This is a genomic window from Streptomyces sp. NPDC001980, assembly GCF_040296885.1.
Taxonomy (GTDB): Bacteria; Actinomycetota; Actinomycetes; order Streptomycetales; family Streptomycetaceae; genus Streptomyces.
In genome coordinates this window covers 111,328-127,174 of sequence record NZ_JBEOYD010000023.1, presented here as the reverse complement: position 1 = coordinate 127,174, position 15,847 = coordinate 111,328, and the positions used below count along the sequence as shown (strand labels likewise).

Genomic DNA, 15,847 nt, shown 5'->3' with positions numbered 1-15,847 from the left:
GGCCATGCCGTGCGTCGCCGTGCCGTGCCGTGCCCTGCCGTCAGTGTCCGGCGCTCATACCGCCGTCGACGTGCAGGATCTCGCCGGTGACGAACGGCGCGGTCTCCAGGTAGAGCACCGCGTCGACGATGTCGCTCACTTCACCCATCCGGCCGACCGGGTGCAGAGCGGCGAGGAACTCGTGGGTCTCCGCCGGGTGCATGGGGGTCTTGATGGTGCCGGGCGACACCGCGTTGACGCGGATGCCGCGGGTGGCGTACTCGATCGCCAGGGACTTGGTCGCGGACTGCAGACCGCCCTTGGTCAGCGAGGCCAGGACGGAGGGGACCCGGGCATCCGCGCTGTCGACCAGGCTGGTGGTGACGCTGACGACGTGCCCGCCGCCCTGGGCGAGCAGGTACGGGACCGCCTGCTGGGTGAGGTGGAAGAAGCCGGCGACGTTGATGCCGGTCACGGCGGCGTAGTCCGCGGCGGTGTAGTCGGTGAAGGGCTTCGCGACGAAGACGCCGGCGTTGTTGACCACGGTGTCGATCCGGCCGAACCGCTCGACGGCGGCGGCCACGACCCGCTCGGCGGTCGCCGGGTCCGCGATGTCCCCCTGGACGGTCAGGACGTCGGCGTCGTCGGCGGGGGCGATGGTGCGCGAGGTGGCGACGACCGCGAAGCCGAGCTTGCGGTAGCCCTCGACGAGGGCGGCGCCGATGCCCTGGGACGCACCGGTGACGATCGCGACCTTCTGCTGCTGCGTGCTCATGGTGACCTTCTCCGTAGTGGCTGACCGGTACTAGCCGACCGGTCGACTATTTGGAAGGTAGGCCGGGCCCGTCGGGGGTGCCAGGATCGGTTTCCTCCCGGCTGGGAGGCGCTGCCTCCCAGCGCAGCTCAGCCTGGGAGCGCGTACGGGTCGCCCGCGGGCAGCCAGGCGTCGGGGGCGTGGATACCGAGGTCGCCGACGCCGGCGGACAGGGCGTCGACGGCGGCCAGGACGCCGGCGCGGTCCTCGCTCGCGCGCCAGACCAGGGACCAGGTCCAGTACACCTTCGGCGCGACGATCTCGCGGCGGACCAGGTCGGGCGGGAGCGGAGCGGTCTGGCCCTTGGGCGAGTTGAGGACGGGCCGGGTGCAGCGCCGGACGTGGTCGAAGTAGGCGGGGCCGGTGACGGCGCCGTCGGAGATGCGCACCGGACGGGCGCCGACGGCCTGCGTGAGCTCCTCGGCGTACGCGTTCCAGGACGCCCAGGAGGTGACGTCGTCGTCGATCAGGATGTCGGTGTCCCGGGCCGGCAGGTCGCTGGTGTCGGTGCCCTTCGCGACGGCATACAGCCGGTCCGCGCCGATCAGCCGGGCGCGCAGCCCGAGCCGTTCGAGGTCCTCGGTGCTCACCCAGCAGACGGCGAGGTCCAGACTGCCGTCGGCGACCCGGGCGGCCTGGGTGTGAGAGGGCGCGACCCAGGCGTCCACATGGACCCGGGCCACCGCGGCCGTCCGCGAACCCAGGTCCGGCGGAAGCCAGTTGACGTAGCCGAGCCGTACCGACCGGGAGCCCGCGAGCCGGCCGGCCCGGCGCCTGAGGTCGTCGGCCCGCTCCAGCAGGTCCCGGGTGTGCGGGAGCAGCGCGGCGCCGGCGGGGGTGAGGGAGACCGAGCGGCGGTCCCGGTCGAACAGCCGGACACCCAGGTCCCGTTCGAGCACCTTGATCTGCTGGGAGAGGGACGGGCCGGCGATGAGCAGCCGCTCGGCGGCCCGGCCGAAGTTCAGCTCCTCGGCGACCGCGACGAAGTACCGCAGCTGGCGCAGTTCCACGCGCGTCATGGTACGCGCGCTGGGAGGCTGCGCCTCCCAGCAGCGAGCCGGCCGGTCGTGGCAGCGGTGCCGGTGGCGGCGGACGATGGAGTCACCGACGACGAAGGGAGCACATCGTGCGCGAGTTCCTGGTCGAGATCACCACCGACATCCCCGAGGGCACGGGCCAGGACGAGGTCGACCGGCGGCGGGCCGCGGAGGCCGTCCGGGCGAGGGAACTGGCCGCGACCGGCCATCTGGCCCGGCTGTGGCGCCCGGTGGGCGAGTTGCGCAGCATCGGCGTCTGGCGCGCCGCCGACGAGGAGGAACTCCACGAGAAGGTGCTCGGCACCCTGCCGCTGCGCCCGTGGATGACGGTCACCGTCACTCCGCTGGAGTCCCACCCCAACGACCCGGGCCGGGTCGAGGGCACCCGATGACCCTTGCCTCCGCGTCTGCGTCTGCGTCCGCGTCCGGCTCTGCCTCTGGCTCTCCCTGGACGCATGTCGTCAGGGCCGCCGCCGCGCTCGCCGCGGGCATGGGCGTCGGCCGTTTCGTCTACACCCCGATCCTGCCTCTGATGCACGACCAGGCCGGCCTGTCCGCCGGAGCCGGGGCGAACCTGGCCACCGCCAACTACGCCGGCTACCTCGCCGGCGCGCTCGCCGGCACCCTGGTCCCCGCGCTGGTCCGGTCCCGCGCCGTGCTGCACGGCTCACTGCTTCTGCTGACCGCCACGCTCGCCGCGATGCCCCTCACCCACAGCACGGCGGCGTGGAGCGCGCTGCGGCTGCTGGCCGGAGTGGCGAGCGCCCTGGTCTTCGTGATCGCCGTCGCCTCTCTGCTGCATCATCTGCGGGACCACCCGGCGCACCTGCCCGGCTGGGCCTTCGGCGGGGTGGGCGCCGGCATCGCGCTGTCCGGGCTGCTGGTCCTGGCCCTGCGGTCCGTCTCCGACTGGCGGGCGGCCTGGTGGGCGGCCGCCGCGCTCACCGGGGTACTGGCCGCGGCCTCCTGGCGGCTGCGGCCCGAGAACCCGCCTACCGCGAGCGGAACCGACGGCGACCGGCCCGGGGTCCGCACCCACCGCTGGTTCGGCGCGCTCTTCGTCAGCTACTTCCTGGAGGGCGTCGGCTACATCGTCGCCGGCACCTTCCTGGTCGCGGCGATCGGCCAGGGCTCCCCCGGCTGGGTGGGCAGCGGCGCCTGGGTGCTGGTGGGGCTGGCCGCCGTACCGTCCTCGGCGCTGTGGGCCCGGCTCGGGCGCCGTTGGTCCCGCCCCGGCCTGCTGCTCACCGCGCTCACGATCCAGGCGGCCGGCATCGCGCTGCCGGCGCTGACCGGGAGTACGGCCGCGGCCCTCGGTTCGGCCGTGCTGTTCGGCGCCACGTTCCTGGGCGTGAGCACCCTCGCCCTGGCCACGGGGGCGCAGCTGCGCTTCCCGCGCTCCGTCGCCCTGCTGACCGCCGGCTACTCCGTCGGCCAGATCCTCGGCCCCCTGGTCGTCGCCCCGCTGCTGCGCCACGGCTACCACCAGGCCCTGCTGCTGGCCGCTCTGGTCGTCCTCACGGCTGCCGTCGCCGCCGCCGTGCTGCGGATCGGCTTCCCGCACCACATGGGTGCGGACCACACCGTGCCGGTACGACAGCCGCAGCCGGCGGAGGCCGCCCGGCCCTAGGGCCCGATTCCTGAGCCCTGCGCGGCTGCCACGCCGAGCAGGGCCCGGCAGTTGTCCCAGAGCGGGCTCAGTCGCCCGGTGCTGTTGTACAGCTTGGCGAACATCACCTGGCCCTCCAGCTGGGCCACCACCGCCCGCGCCGCCTCCCGGGTGTCGGTCACGGCCACCTCGCCGCGCTCACGGGCCTCGGCGACGACCGCCTCCACCATGTCGACCTGGGCGTCGAAGATCTCCTGCAGCCTCCCGCGGACCGCCTCGGTCTGGTTGCTCAGCTCCAGCGCGAGGTTCCCGAACAGACACCCTGCCACGGTCCCGCAGCCCCGCTGGCCGGCCAGTTGACCTGCCTCGGTCTCCTCGAACAGCCGCCGCAGCCGCCGCAACGGCTCCGCGTCGCCGGTCAGAACCCGGGTCCAGTCTCGCTTCTGGGCCGCCCAGTGCTCGTCGACGACCGCGAGCGCGAGGGCCTCCTTGGACTCGAAGAAGTAGTAGAAACTGCCCTTCGGCACCCCGGCGGCCCTGCAGATCTCGGCCACGCCGAGCGCCGCGTAACCGCGCCCTTCGATCAGCGAGCGAGCGGCGTCGAGGATCTTCCGCCTGGCGTCACTGGTACGTCCCATGCGACCAGCGTACGGAGGTACTAGACCGGTCGGCTAGCAAAGGGGCTGTTCCCGTCGTCACAGCAGCGGCAGACCGTCTGCCTCGCGGCGCTCGATGCGGGCCACCAGCTCCGCCGCCGACGACTTGATGGTCTCCAGACCGGGCCGGCCCCAGGGCCGCGGCTCCACGTCGACCACGCACACCGTGCCGAGCGCCGTCCCCGTGCTGTCGATCAGCGGGGCGCCCAGATAGGAACGGATGCCGAACTCGTCGACGACCGGGTTGCCCGCGAACCGCGGGTAGTCACAGACGTCCTCCAGGACGAGCGCCTTGCGCCGGACCACCACATGGGGGCAGAAACCGTGGTCGCGGGGCAACTCACGGCCCAGTACCGGGGTGCTGCCGTCGGGCCGCACCACGGGCGGTGCCACGTCCGGCAGGTGCAGACCCGCGAAGAACTGACGGTTCAGGTCGATGAAGTTGACCATGGCGTACGGCGCGCGGGTGACCTCGGCGAGCCGGTCCGCGTAGGCGTCGAGGGCGGGGTCCGGGTCTGCGCCCAGGCGTAGTTGGCCGAGGCGCCGGGTGCGCTCGGGGGCCTCCTTGTCCTCCGGCGTGAGCAGCAGCCGGCCGGCCGGGCGCGACGGGTCGTACCTCATGCGCGGGCTCCGTCGCAGTGGACGTGGGTCATATACGGGCTCCGTGAGGGGTGTATGGGGTTCACATGTGGGCGCCGTGGCTCGGCGCGGAGACCGGAGCGTGGGCGATGAGATGGCGGACGAGGGTGAGCAGGGTCTGGACTCCGGAGCTGGAGATACGGGCGTCGCAGCGGACCACCGGGACCTCCGGGTCGAGGTCGATGGCGGCGCGCACCTCCTCGGGGTCGTAGCGGTAGGAACCGTCGAACTCGTTGATGGCGACGATGAAGCCGAGGCCGCGCTCCTCGAAGAAGTCGACGGCCGCGAAGCAGTCCTCCAGGCGCCGGGTGTCGGCGAGGATGACCGCGCCGAGCGCGCCCTCGGACAACTCGTCCCACATGAACCAGAACCGCTCCTGTCCGGGCGTGCCGAACAGGTAGAGCACGTGCTCCGGGTCCAGGGTGATGCGGCCGAAGTCCATGGCCACGGTCGTCTCGACCTTGTTCTCGATCCCGTCGAGGCTGTCGGTCGCGGCGCTGACCGTGGTGAGGAGTTCCTCCGTGGACAGCGGCGCGATCTCGCTGACCGCGCCCACGAAGGTGGTCTTGCCGACCCCGAACCCACCGGCCACCAGGATTTTCAGCGCGGTGGGGAAGGGATCAGAGCTGTCGTCGTAGTCCATCGAGCACTGCCTCCAGGAGGGACCGGTCAGTGGGGTTGTGGTGGAACACGGGGGGCTTGGCGGTCAGCGCCCCGCAGTCGACGAGGTCGGAGAGCAGCACCTTGGTGACCACGGCGGGCAGTTTGAGGTGCGCGGCGACCTCGGCGACCGAGACGGGGGCGCGGCACAGGTCGAGGGCCTGTGCGTGTTCGGGGCCGAGGTAGCCGAGGGGCGTGGACCCGGTCGCCATCACCTGCGACATGAGGTCGAGGGCGATGCTGGGCTCGGTCCGGCCGTTGCTGACCGTGAACGGTCGCACGAGGCGTCCCGCCGCGTCGTCGAGCCAGGGCCCGTCGCCGGCTGCCGCCACCCTCAAGGCCTCATCGCCGTGGATTCGACGGCGTGCTGCCGGGGCGCGGTGACGAGGTACGGGCGGACGCTCTTGACCAGCATCGCCATCTCGTAGCCGAGGACCGCCGCGTCGGCCTCCCGGCCCGCCAGCACGGCGAGGCAGGTGCCGGAGCCGGCGGTGGTGACGAACAGCAGCGTCGAGTCGAGTTCGACGACGACCTGACGGACGTCCCCGCCGTCGCCGAACCGGACGCCCGCGCTGCGGCCGAGCGAGTACAGGCCGGAGGCGAGCGCCGCCATGTGGTCGGCGCTGTCCGGGTCTAGGCCGTGGACGGACTTCACCAGCCCGTCGCAGGACAGGAGCACCGCGCTGGTGGTGTGCGGCACGCGCTGCACCAGGCCGCTCATCAGCCAGTCGAGGTCGGATACCTGGGCGGTCGGCGCATCGCTCGCCATGGTGGATCGACTCCTTGGGGTACGAAGATCAGCGGGAGCGCTGGAGGTGGGGGTGGGGGTGGAGACGGTGCTGGTCATCCGGCTGGTGCGCTCCCGTCGGGCCGGGCGGTGAATTCGGAGGTGTGCACCGGGCGCAGGGCCTGGGAGTACGACTGGGACCGGGACGCGGACTGGGTGTCGGCGGGGTCCCGGTGGGTCCGGCTCATGTGTGTGGGGGCCATGGGGTCCGTGGCCGGGTGGCCTGTGGTCATGTGGTCCGAGGTCGTGTGGCCCGAGGGCGTGTGACCGGAGGGCGTATGACCGGAGGTCAGACGGCCCGGAGCCAGGAGGTCCGGCGCCATGGGGTCAGGCGCCATGGGGTCTGGCGTCATGCGGTCCCGGGCCGACTGGTCCGGGGCTGTGCGGTCCAGGGCTGTGCGGTCCAGGGCTGTGTGGTCCGGGGTCAGGTACCCGGCCTCCACGTGTGCCGCCTCCCTATGCGCGCCATCCATGGGCGTGACGCCCATGTGCGTGGCGTCCATGTGCGTCGCGTCCATGTGCGTGGCATGGGACGTGTTGGTCGGCCGATCGCCGGATACGTCGCGGGCGTCCATGTCGGCGAAGCCCATGGTGCTGAACCCGTCATGGTGGGACGAGCCATGTGCCCCGCCCACAGGGTCGGCGGCGGTCGGCTCCGCCTCGGTGGACTCCAGGTGCTGCTGGGCCTCGGCGAGGCCGATGCCGCGCTGGAAGGCGGCCATCAGACCGGGGTCGTGTCCGGCCGGGTTCTCGTTCTCCGGGCGGGGTGCCGGGCCGCCGCGCAGTTGGGGAACGATGTGCTCCTGGGCGCGGCGGCGCGGCAGTTGGGGTTTGCCCATCGTGCCGCGCACGGCGCCGACCCGCGGTACCGGCGGGGCACCCGCGTGCTCGGCGACCGTCGGCCGGTCCTCGGGCCGGATGCCGGGCAGTGCCTCGGCGGGGTTCGGGCGGGTCTGCTGGGCGCCGCGCACCGGCAGCGGCGCGGGCGCGCCCCCGTGCTGCGCGTGCCGGCGCCGCCCGCCGGCGGCGGCAGCCGTGGGGGGACCCTGCTGCCTCCCGGGCTCTCGGCCGGCCGACGGTCCGCCCGCGGCGGCCCTGTTTCCGGCTCCCGTATCCGGCCCTGCGGCGCCACGGCCGCCGGCCGGCGGCCCGGCGCCGTCGGACAGCCGGGTTCCCCCGGCGCCGTTCGCACCGGTCGGCGCCCCCGGCGCACCGCCCCCGCTCGCCGTGTCGCGCGGCCGCGGAACCGAACCGGGTGCCCCGGGTACGCCCGGCGCCGTACCCAGCAGGCCCTGCGGGACGACGAGGACGGCCTGGACGCCGCCGTAGATGTTGGTCTGGAGACGGACGTTGATGCCGTGCCGGCGGGCGAGCTGGGAGACGACGAAGAGGCCGATGCGGCCGTCGGCCAGCAGGCTGGCGACGTTGACCTGGTCGGGATCGGCGAGCAGGGCGTTCATCTTGGACTGTTCGCCGACCGGCATGCCGAGTCCGCGGTCCTCGACCTCGACCGCGAGGCCGGAGGTGACGAGGTTGGCGCGGAGCAGCACCTGGGTCTGCGGGGCGGAGAACACCGTGGCGTTCTCGACGAGTTCGGCGAGGAGGTGGATGACGTCGGCGACGGCGTGCCCGCGCAGTTCGCCGTCGATCGGCGGGACGAGCTTGACCCGGGAGTACTGCTCGACCTCGGCGATGGCGGAGCGCAGCACCTCCGTCATGGAGACGGGGTTGCTCCACTGCCGCCGGGAGACGGCGCCGCCGAGGACGGCGAGGTTCTCGGCGTGCCGTCGGATCCGGGTGGCCAGGTGGTCGACGTGGAAGAGGCCCTTGAGGAGGTCCGGGTCCTCGATCTCGTTCTCCAGCTCGTCGAGGATCGAGATTTCCCGGTGCACGAGGGACTGAAGCCGCCGCGCCAGGTTGACGAAGACCTCCAGCTTCTGTTCGCTGCCGGCCTGGCTGGAGAGCTGGGCCGCCTGGACGACGGCGGTGACGGCGCCGTCGTGCGCGCGGGACAGGTCGGCGGCGAGCAGCTCGAAGTCGTCCGCGTCCTCGGGGGGTCCGCCGCGCGGCTTGCGCTGGGGCGGGGTCTCGCCACGGCGCAGCGCGTCGACGAGGGCCAGCAGATCGGCCTCGCCGCGGGCGGCGTTGCGGCGCAGGATGCCGACCCGGTCGCTGACCGAGCGGGCGGCGCGGCCCGCGGCCACGGCGGCGATCACGATGCCCGCGGCCGTCACCGAGACCGCTCCGGCGAGCACGGCCAGCAGGGTGAGGCTGGGCCGGGCGCCGGTGGAGCGGACGGTGAACAGGACGGCCGCGCAGCCGCTGAGCGCCACCGCGACCGGTGGCAGCACCGCCAGCCGCATGAGCTGAGGCCGTATGTGGGTCTCGGGCAGCGCGGGAACGGGTCGGGCGACCGGTCGTCCGTGCCGGCCGCCCTCACGGCGGTCGGCGCGGGCGGCCGGTGCACGGAGGTGAGACATCTGCGTCCTCGTACTGGTCCGTCGGGCCTGGTTTCTCACGCGGGTCGCGCGAGTCGGGCATGCGCCATCGCGGTGCCGGCCGAGGGGACCGCAAAAGAATTCGGCCCCGTGCCGTCCGGCGGACACTCACAGTAGTCGCCGACGCATCATGTGCGGTGGGCAGTTGACAAAGTCCCCCGGAGATGGTCCCGCTCTGGTATGAGCCGTCGTACGAAAGACCGATAACCCCCTCGACGCCTCGCCCTCGAACGGTCGCCGGCCGATCCGACCTGCTCAGAAACGGTCACAGACAGAAGAGGCGAGCCAGGGCTTCCGACGCCCCGTCCCACTTCCCCCTCCTCGGCCCGCACGCCCCCGGTCGGCCCGCCAGGGCGGCCGCAGGGCCGCCCACTCCCCCCTCCACCACCCCCCAGAACATCACCCAAAGTGACCACTTCGGCTCTGGCGGCCCGTCGTCGGGGCGGGGGCCGGGCCGTCGTGGGCGTCGATGCCCGTCACGGCGACGGTCGCGGCCCGGGCCAGGTCCGGGCGGCTCAGGACGTCCGTGCTGTCGATGAACTGGTCCACCGCGCCCGACCTGCACAACTCCCGTATGTCCGGGTCCTTGATGCGGGCGGCGAGGGCCCGGCTGAAGCGGTCGGCGCGCAGCACCCGGTAGGGCCGGGAGTGATAGGGGCGCGTAGCCGGGTCGACCCGGTCGGTGAGCTCCAGTTCGTTGTGCAGGTGGGCCACGATCTCGTACGCCTGCACCAGATGACGCTCGCGGAGGTGCCAGTCGGTGGCGGCGAGAACGGCGGTGAGTTCGGAGGTGAGCCGCGGGGCCGCGGGGGTACGGGCGAAGGCACTCCCGAGCCATTTGCCGTACGGCGGGTAGCGCCGGTCCATCAGCAGGCAGAGTCGCATCAGGTCGCGGACCAGGCGGGCGGCCTCGACGGCGGAGCCCAGCTCGTCGCCGACCTCGCCGCAGCGGCCGACGAAGGCCTCCTCCTGGGAGATGCGCTGCCACTGGCAGGCGAGGACGTACAGCCAGAGGTCGTGGGGGTACCAGCGCAGGGCGGTACGAGCCGGGGTGAGCGTGTGGAGGCCGTCGTGGAAGACGGCGCCGGCGGTGACCTCGGCGAGGAGCTGGGTGGGCAGGGCGAGCCAGTGCGCCGCGGTGACCCCGGAGGCGGGATCCAGGCCGAGGGTGGCCCGGAACCAGGAGGAGACACCGGTCACTTCCACGCGGTGGTGCACGGGACCGTCGGTGACCCGCATGACGCGGATGTCCCGGTCCCCGGTGGCGGCGAAGTGGGTGGGCCAGCCGTGGAAGGTCTTCGGGAGGTGTTGGGCGAGCACATGTCTGATGCGTCCGGCGTGGCGGTTCACATCATGGGAGTGGAGGAAGAGCTGGAGCCGCGGGCCCCATTCGTGGTCGGCGGAGCGCTCGGTGTCGTAACCGAGCACTTCGGAGCCCGCGCCGATGCGGGCGGCGGAGTGGGGTATGCCGGGAGCGGCCTCCTCCAGGAGGGGGCGGACGACCTCGGTGTAGAAGCGCCGGGAGAGCTCAAGTCCCGGTAAAAAAGCTGGACTTGGCATATGTGCATGGCTCATGACGATGCCCCTGCCCAGGTTGTGCAGGGGCATGCACGCTACTTTCACGGCACCGCCACAGCGGTGGCGACGTCAGCGGCCCTTCGTCACATTCCGCACCGGAAGCCGGTCGTCACAGTTCGCCCGCGAGGCCGAGGTCCCCCTGCCCGGGCGCGCCCTCCGGCCGCTTCTCGCGCTGCCACGGCCGGGTGATCGGCACCGAGACCGTCCGCCACCAGGGTTCCGCGGGCAGCTTCCCGGACGGCTCGAAGGGCTCGCCGGGGCGCGGCAGCGCGACCGCCTGGCCCGCCTCGTCGCCGGCGTCCTTGGTCCACTCCCCCGGCTCGGCCCAGGCGTGCGGGGCGAGGTTGAAGGTGCCCCAGTGGATCGGCAGCAGCACGCCGTGCGGCTGCCCGCCCTGGAGGTCGAGGTGGGCGCGCATGCCCTCCTCGGGCGTCATGTGTATGTCGGGCCAGAACTCGCTGTACGCACCGATCTGGATCATCGTCACGTCGAAGGGTCCGTGGTCGGCGCCGATGTCCTTGAAGCCGTCGAAGTAGCCGGTGTCACCGCTGTGGTAGATCCGGTGCTCCTCGCCGGCGACGGCCCAGGACGCCCACAGGGTGTGCTGGGTGTTGCGCAGTCCCCGGCCGCAGAAGTGGCGGGCGGGGGTGGCTGTCAGGGTGAGTCCGCCGACCTTGGTCTCCTCGTGCCAGTCCAGCTCGCGCAGCCGGTCGGCCGGGACACCCCAGCGTTCGAGGTGCGCGCCGACGCCGAGCGGCACGGCGAACACGGTGTCCGTCCCGGCCAGCTCCTTGATGGTGGGCAGGTCGAGGTGGTCGTAGTGGTCGTGCGAGATGACCACGACGTCGACCGGGCCGAGCGCGGCGAGCGGCAGCGGCACCGGGTGCAGCCGCTTGGGCCCGGCGAAGGGGAACGGGGAGCAGCGCTCACCCCAGACGGGGTCGAAGAGCACGCGGTGTCCGTCGATCTCCGCGAGGACGCTGGAGTGGCCCATCCACGTCACCCGCAGGCCGCCGGCGGCGGGCCGGGCGAGGTCGGCGACGGTGGTGGGGTGCACCGGGACGGTGCCCCGGGGGGCTCTGCGGGCGCGCTGCTCCTTCTCGAAGTAGGTCTTGGCGAACTCCAGCATCGAGCCCGAGGGCCGCGTCCGGGCGGTGCCGCCGGGGTTCTGGAAGACACCGTCCTTGAAGTGCGGGGAGCCCTGGATGCGGGCCATGCGCGCGCCGCCGGGGTCCGCGCCGAAGGCAGCGGGCCGCAGCACGCGGAGCCCGGAGCTCAGGGAACGCAAACCGGTCACGGTACCTCCAGTGGTGTCGCTGAGGTCCCCATTATGGTCGGCCCATCCGACAGTCGGCGTTGACACCGCACCATCCGCCTCCTGATACTGACCCACTGTTCAGTAACACTGTTTCTTCACACCGCTCCCGAGGAGCCCCCCGTGACCGCTCCCCTGATGTCCCTCGTCTGGACCGACCACGTCACCGGCCGCCAGGGCTTCCTGGTCGTCGACCGGCTGGTGCGGGGCGTGGCCAGCGGCGGCCTGCGGATGCGGCCCGGCTGCACCCTGGAGGAGGTGACCGGGCTGGCGCGCGGCATGACGATGAAGGAGGCCCTGCACTACAACCCCGAGGGCCGCTGCATCCCGCTGGGCGGCGCCAAGGGCGGCATCGACTGCGACCCTCAGGACCCGGGGGCGTACGCCCTGCTGGTCCGCTACCTGCGTGCCATGCGGCCGTACGTGGAGAGTTTCTGGACCACCGGCGAGGATCTGGGGCTCACGCAGGACCTGGTGGACCGGGCGGCGGCCGAGGCGGGGCTGGTCTCCTCGATCCAGGCCGTGTATCCGCTGCTGGACGACGAGGCGGCGGCCCGGCGGCGGCTGGCGGACGCCTTCGCGGTCGAGGTGGACGGGATCGGTCTCGACGAGCTGGCCGGCGGTTGCGGGGTCGCCGAGTCGGCGCTGACGGCACTGGACCGGGCGGGGGTGCCGTACGCGGGGACGCGGGTCGCCGTGCAGGGCCTCGGCACGATGGGCGGGGCCACGGCGCGGTTCCTCGCCCGCGCGGGGCTCACGGTCGTGGCGGTCGCCGACATCAAGGGCACGATCGCCAACCCGGCGGGTCTTGACGTCGAGGCGCTGCTGCGCGCAAGGGACGCGTACGGCACCGTCGACCGCGCGGTGCTGCGCCCCGGTGACGTGGAACTGCCGGGCGACGCCTGGCTGTCCGCCGACGCGGAGGTGCTGGTGCCGGCGGCGGTGTCGTACGTGGTCGACGCGGCCAACGAGCACCTGGTCACCGCCCGCTGGATCGTGGAGGCGGCCAACATGCCGGTGCTCCCCGAGGCGGAGGAGCGGCTCACCGCGCGCGGGGTGACCGTACTGCCCGATGTGGTGGTCAACTCGGGTACCAACGCCTGGTGGTGGTGGACCCTGTTCGGCGACATCGGCCCCGACGCCGACGAGGCGTTCGCCCACACCCGCCGCTCGATGCGGGCCCTGGTGGAGCTGATGCTGGACCGCGCGGAGTCCGACGGCACGACTCCGCGCGCCGCCGCCCACGCCCTGGTGACCGACCGGCTGCCGGTGATCGCGGAGCGGTTCGGCTGGTACCGGTGACGCGACACGCCCTCAGCGGCGTCCGAGAGCGGCGGCGAGCAGCAACGCGCTCAGCGCCGTGAGGCCGGTGCCCTGCCAGCCGAGCGCGTCGAGCAGGGGTGCGGCGACGGCCGTGCCGAGGGCGCCGATCGTGAAGTACACCACGAGGTAGACGCCGCTGAGGCTGCCGGAGCGGGCGGGGTCGAGGGCGATCACGCGGCTCTGGTTGGCGGCCTGGGCGGCGAAGCAGCCGGCGTCGAAGAGGGCGAGGCCGAGGGCGGTGCGCCAGGGGGTGTCCAGGCCCGTGGCCAGCACGGCGGTGCCGGCCGCGGCGGCGAGCATGGCGGCGGTGATCACCGTGCGCGGGCCGTACCGGTCGGTGAGGCGGCCGGTGACCGGGAGCGCGGCGAAGCCGAGGATCCCGGCCAGGCTGTAGAGGCCGATGGCGGTCGGGCCGAGCGAGTGCGGCGGCCGGGCCAGGGTGAGGGTGAGGGCGATCCAGACGAGGTTGAAGGCGAAGTACCAGAGCGCTCCGGTGGCCACCGCGCGGCGCAGCCCCGGCCGGTGCAGGAGCAGCGGCGGGAGGGCGGCCAGGGTGGCGCGGTAGCCGCGGGGGGCGGGCGGCCGGTGCCGGGGCAGGAGCGTGGCGGCGGCGAGAGCGCCGAGCAGGGCGAGGGCGGCGAAGACGAGGAGCATGCGCCGCCAGCCGAGGGCGTCGGTGAGGGCGCCGCCGACAAGTCGGCTGAGCAGGATGCCGGCCGACAGGCCGGCGGCGACGAGGGCGACGCCGGTTCCGGCGCGGCCCGGCCGGGCGTGCCGGCCGGCGATGTTGCCGGCCTGGGCGGCCACGCTCGCGGCGGCGCCGACGAGCAGGTAGGCGACCAGGAGCACGAACGCGTCGCGCGCGGTGGCGGCGAGTGCAAGGGCGGCGGCCAGGGCCGTGAGCTGTGCGGCGACCAGGCGGTTGGGGGCGAGGTGGTCGGTGAGCGGGAGCAGCAGGGCGAAGCCGGTCGTGCAGCCGGCGAGCGCGGCGGTCGGCACCAGCCCGATCACGGAGAGCGGCACGTCCAGATCGGTGGCGACCGCGGTGAGCGCGGGCTGCACGGCGTAGTTGTTCGCGATCGCCGTCCCGGCCATGGCCGCCAGCAGGAACGTGCCGCCGCGGGGCAGCGGCCGGCTCACGGCCGGGTGTCGCGGGTGAGGACGACGGCGTAGCGGCACTCGGCGTCGGTGGTGTTGGCGAAGATCCGCTCGACGGGTGCGCCGAGTTCGACGGTGTCGCCGGCGTCGAGCTCGTGGACCGTGTCGCCGTCGTGGAAGGTCAGCCGGCCGTCGAGGACCCAGACGAGCTGCCGTACGAAGGCGAAGGCCGCGGCCGGGTAGGGCACCCGGGCTCCGGCGGGCAGCCGGATCTCGGCGATCTCCGCCGGGAAGCGCGGGCCGGTGATCTGGCGGCGCCGGTAACCGGTGCCGGGGTCGCGCCACTCGGCGGCGTCGGCGCCGCGCCGCACGCCCGGGGTGTCGGCCTCGGGCTCCTGTGCGCCTTGCGCGCCTTCGGCGAGGGCCAGCAGCGAGGCGACGCTGAGCTGGAAGGCGGCGGACAGCTTGCCGAGCACGACCGCGGTGGGGCTGCTTTCGCCGCGTTCGATCCGGCTGATCATCGCCGCGGAGACACCGGACGCGTCCGCGAGCTGCGCCAGCGTCCAGCGGCGGCGCTCCCGCTCGGTGCGGACCCGGGCGGCGATCTGCCGCACCAACGGGTCCGCCGAAGGTTCTACTATGTTGGACATGAATCCAATATACGAGAGAAGCGTGGTGACGGTGCGCCCGGCCCGTCCCGGCGACGCGGAGGCCGTCCGCGCGATCCGCAATCACGCGATCGAGCACTCGACGGCCCTGTGGACCGAGACCCCGCAGTCCCCCGCCGAGGGCGCGGCCTGGTTCGCCGCCCACCTGGAACGCGGATCGGCGCTCGTGGCCGAGGCGGCCGACGCGCCGGGCGAGGTGGCCGGGTTCGCGGTCTACGGCCCGTGGCGCGCCCTGGACGGCTACCGGCACACGGTGGAGAACTCCGTCTACGTCCGCGAGGGCAGCCACGGGCTCGGCATCGGCTCCGCGCTCCTTGGCCCGCTCATCGCCTCGGCTCGCGATGCCGGCCACCATGTGATGATCGCCGGCATCGAGGCCCGGAATGCCGCGTCGGTCCGGCTGCACGACCGGTTCGGCTTCGAGCACGTCGGCACGGTCCGGGAGGTGGGCACCAAGTTCGGCCGCTGGCTGGATCTGACGATCATGCGGCTGCCGCTGGCCTGAGACGGCAACGCGGGCGGCGGGACGACCGATTAGGGTGACCGCGTGGCGAGAGTGCGGTTGAGTGTGGCCGAGCGGCGGGAGGAACTGCTGCGGGCCGCCATCGAGCAGATCGAGGCGCGGGGCGTGGCGGCGGTGCGGATCGCCGATGTGGCCTCGGCCCTCGGGGTGAGCAACGCGCTGGTGCTGTACCACTTCTCGACGAAGGAGAAGCTGGTCGCCGCCGCCTTCACCTATGCCGCCGAGGACGACCTGGCGCATCTGCGCAAGCTGCTGGGCCGCCGCACGTCGGCATTGCGCCGGCTGCGGGCGGCGGTGCGCTGGTACGCGCCGACCGGGCAGGCCAAGGGCTGGCGGCTGTGGATCGAGGGCTGGGCGGTGGCGTTGCGCGAACCCGCGCTGCGGGACGTCACCAAGGGCCTGGACCAGCAGTGGAAGGCGGCGATCGCCGAGGTCGTCGCCGAAGGGGTGGCCGCGGGCGAGTTCCGGTGCCCCGACCCCACGGCCGCGGCGCTGCGGCTGACCGCGCTGCTCGACGGGCTCGCCGTCCAGCTGACGTCGTACCCCGGATCCGTACCCCGGGCCCGGGCGCAGGAGTGGGTCGACGAGGCGCTGGCACGCGAACTGGGGCTGTCCGAGCAGCAGTAAGGGGCGGCCCGCAAGAAGGCCACCCCTTACCCGCCG

Annotated in this window: 17 protein-coding genes; 5 read left to right on the top strand and 12 right to left on the bottom strand. The window is 73.4% G+C overall.

The genetic code is table 11. The features are described from left to right. Positions 1-40: 40 nt before the first annotated feature. Together ABT137_RS30750 and ABT137_RS30745 are read right to left on the bottom strand one after the other, a co-directional pair. Positions 41-754, bottom strand: coding sequence for an SDR family NAD(P)-dependent oxidoreductase (locus ABT137_RS30750; RefSeq protein WP_351714363.1), 714 nt, complete (start codon positions 752-754; stop codon positions 41-43). A gap of 128 nt (positions 755-882) precedes the next feature. Continuing rightward, positions 883-1,812 (bottom strand): LysR family transcriptional regulator, encoded by a 930-nt coding sequence (locus ABT137_RS30745; protein WP_351714362.1) that lies wholly within the window; start codon positions 1,810-1,812, stop codon positions 883-885. 107 nt (positions 1,813-1,919) lie between these two features. On the opposite strand from ABT137_RS30745, the gene ABT137_RS30740 reads away from it, so the two are divergent. Both ABT137_RS30740 and ABT137_RS30735 read left to right on the top strand, forming a co-directional pair. Next, positions 1,920-2,222, top strand: a complete 303-nt coding sequence (locus ABT137_RS30740) for a muconolactone Delta-isomerase family protein (RefSeq protein WP_351714361.1) — start codon at positions 1,920-1,922, stop codon at positions 2,220-2,222. Positions 2,223-2,320: 98 nt separating this feature from the next. Further along, on the top strand, positions 2,321-3,460 hold the full coding sequence (locus ABT137_RS30735) for a YbfB/YjiJ family MFS transporter (RefSeq protein WP_351714405.1): 1,140 nt from the start codon (positions 2,321-2,323) through the stop codon (positions 3,458-3,460). Here the strand turns inward: ABT137_RS30735 and ABT137_RS30730 are convergent. The 8 genes from ABT137_RS30730 to ABT137_RS30695 form a co-directional block, all read right to left on the bottom strand. Beyond that, positions 3,457-4,077: a TetR/AcrR family transcriptional regulator gene (locus ABT137_RS30730; protein WP_351714360.1), complete on the bottom strand. Its 621-nt coding sequence runs from the start codon at positions 4,075-4,077 to the stop codon at positions 3,457-3,459. The two genes, ABT137_RS30735 and ABT137_RS30730, sit on opposite strands and share 4 nt — an antisense overlap. A gap of 57 nt (positions 4,078-4,134) precedes the next feature. Next, the gene (locus tag ABT137_RS30725; protein WP_351714359.1) at positions 4,135-4,716 is read right to left on the bottom strand and encodes a GAF domain-containing protein; all 582 of its coding nucleotides are present in this window, start codon (positions 4,714-4,716) and stop codon (positions 4,135-4,137) included. 61 nt (positions 4,717-4,777) lie between these two features. Then, positions 4,778-5,377, bottom strand: a complete 600-nt coding sequence (locus ABT137_RS30720; RefSeq protein WP_351495158.1) for a GTP-binding protein — start codon at positions 5,375-5,377, stop codon at positions 4,778-4,780. Next, entirely contained in the window at positions 5,355-5,726 is a 372-nt protein-coding gene (locus tag ABT137_RS30715; protein WP_351714358.1) for a DUF742 domain-containing protein, read from the bottom strand. The genes ABT137_RS30720 and ABT137_RS30715 overlap by 23 nt, the downstream gene beginning before the upstream one ends. A 2-nt stretch (positions 5,727-5,728) precedes the next feature. Next, the gene (locus ABT137_RS30710; RefSeq protein ID WP_089107225.1) at positions 5,729-6,163 is read right to left on the bottom strand and encodes a roadblock/LC7 domain-containing protein; all 435 of its coding nucleotides are present in this window, start codon (positions 6,161-6,163) and stop codon (positions 5,729-5,731) included. Positions 6,164-6,237: 74 nt separating this feature from the next. Beyond that, positions 6,238-8,661: a sensor histidine kinase gene (locus ABT137_RS30705; protein WP_502984597.1), complete on the bottom strand. Its 2,424-nt coding sequence runs from the start codon at positions 8,659-8,661 to the stop codon at positions 6,238-6,240. 417 nt (positions 8,662-9,078) lie between these two features. Then, positions 9,079-10,239: a DUF4037 domain-containing protein gene (locus ABT137_RS30700; RefSeq protein ID WP_351714404.1), complete on the bottom strand. Its 1,161-nt coding sequence runs from the start codon at positions 10,237-10,239 to the stop codon at positions 9,079-9,081. A gap of 127 nt (positions 10,240-10,366) precedes the next feature. Beyond that, complete coding sequence (locus ABT137_RS30695) at positions 10,367-11,554, bottom strand: MBL fold metallo-hydrolase (protein ID WP_351714357.1); 1,188 nt, start codon at positions 11,552-11,554, stop codon at positions 10,367-10,369. A gap of 141 nt (positions 11,555-11,695) precedes the next feature. Here ABT137_RS30695 and ABT137_RS30690 point away from each other — a divergent pair, with 141 nt between their 5' ends. Then, positions 11,696-12,874 carry a glutamate dehydrogenase gene (locus ABT137_RS30690; protein ID WP_351714356.1) on the top strand — a complete coding sequence of 393 codons (1,179 nt, stop codon included), beginning with the start codon at positions 11,696-11,698 and terminating at the stop codon, positions 12,872-12,874. Between the two features lie 12 nt (positions 12,875-12,886). On the opposite strand, the gene ABT137_RS30685 is transcribed toward ABT137_RS30690, so the two are convergent. Both ABT137_RS30685 and ABT137_RS30680 read right to left on the bottom strand, forming a co-directional pair. After that, positions 12,887-14,035 (bottom strand): MFS transporter, encoded by a 1,149-nt coding sequence (locus ABT137_RS30685; protein ID WP_351714355.1) that lies wholly within the window; start codon positions 14,033-14,035, stop codon positions 12,887-12,889. After that, positions 14,032-14,643: a helix-turn-helix domain-containing protein gene (locus tag ABT137_RS30680; RefSeq protein ID WP_351714354.1), complete on the bottom strand. Its 612-nt coding sequence runs from the start codon at positions 14,641-14,643 to the stop codon at positions 14,032-14,034. Before ABT137_RS30680 ends, ABT137_RS30685 begins: the two co-directional genes overlap by 4 nt. On the opposite strand from ABT137_RS30680, the gene ABT137_RS30675 reads away from it, so the two are divergent. Beyond that, positions 14,642-15,166 carry a GNAT family N-acetyltransferase gene (locus ABT137_RS30675; RefSeq protein ID WP_351714353.1) on the top strand — a complete coding sequence of 175 codons (525 nt, stop codon included), beginning with the start codon at positions 14,642-14,644 and terminating at the stop codon, positions 15,164-15,166. The genes ABT137_RS30680 and ABT137_RS30675 overlap by 2 nt on opposite strands. 42 nt (positions 15,167-15,208) lie before the next feature. Then, positions 15,209-15,811 (top strand): TetR/AcrR family transcriptional regulator, encoded by a 603-nt coding sequence (locus ABT137_RS30670; protein ID WP_351714352.1) that lies wholly within the window; start codon positions 15,209-15,211, stop codon positions 15,809-15,811. The last annotated feature ends 36 nt before the right edge of the window (positions 15,812-15,847 follow it).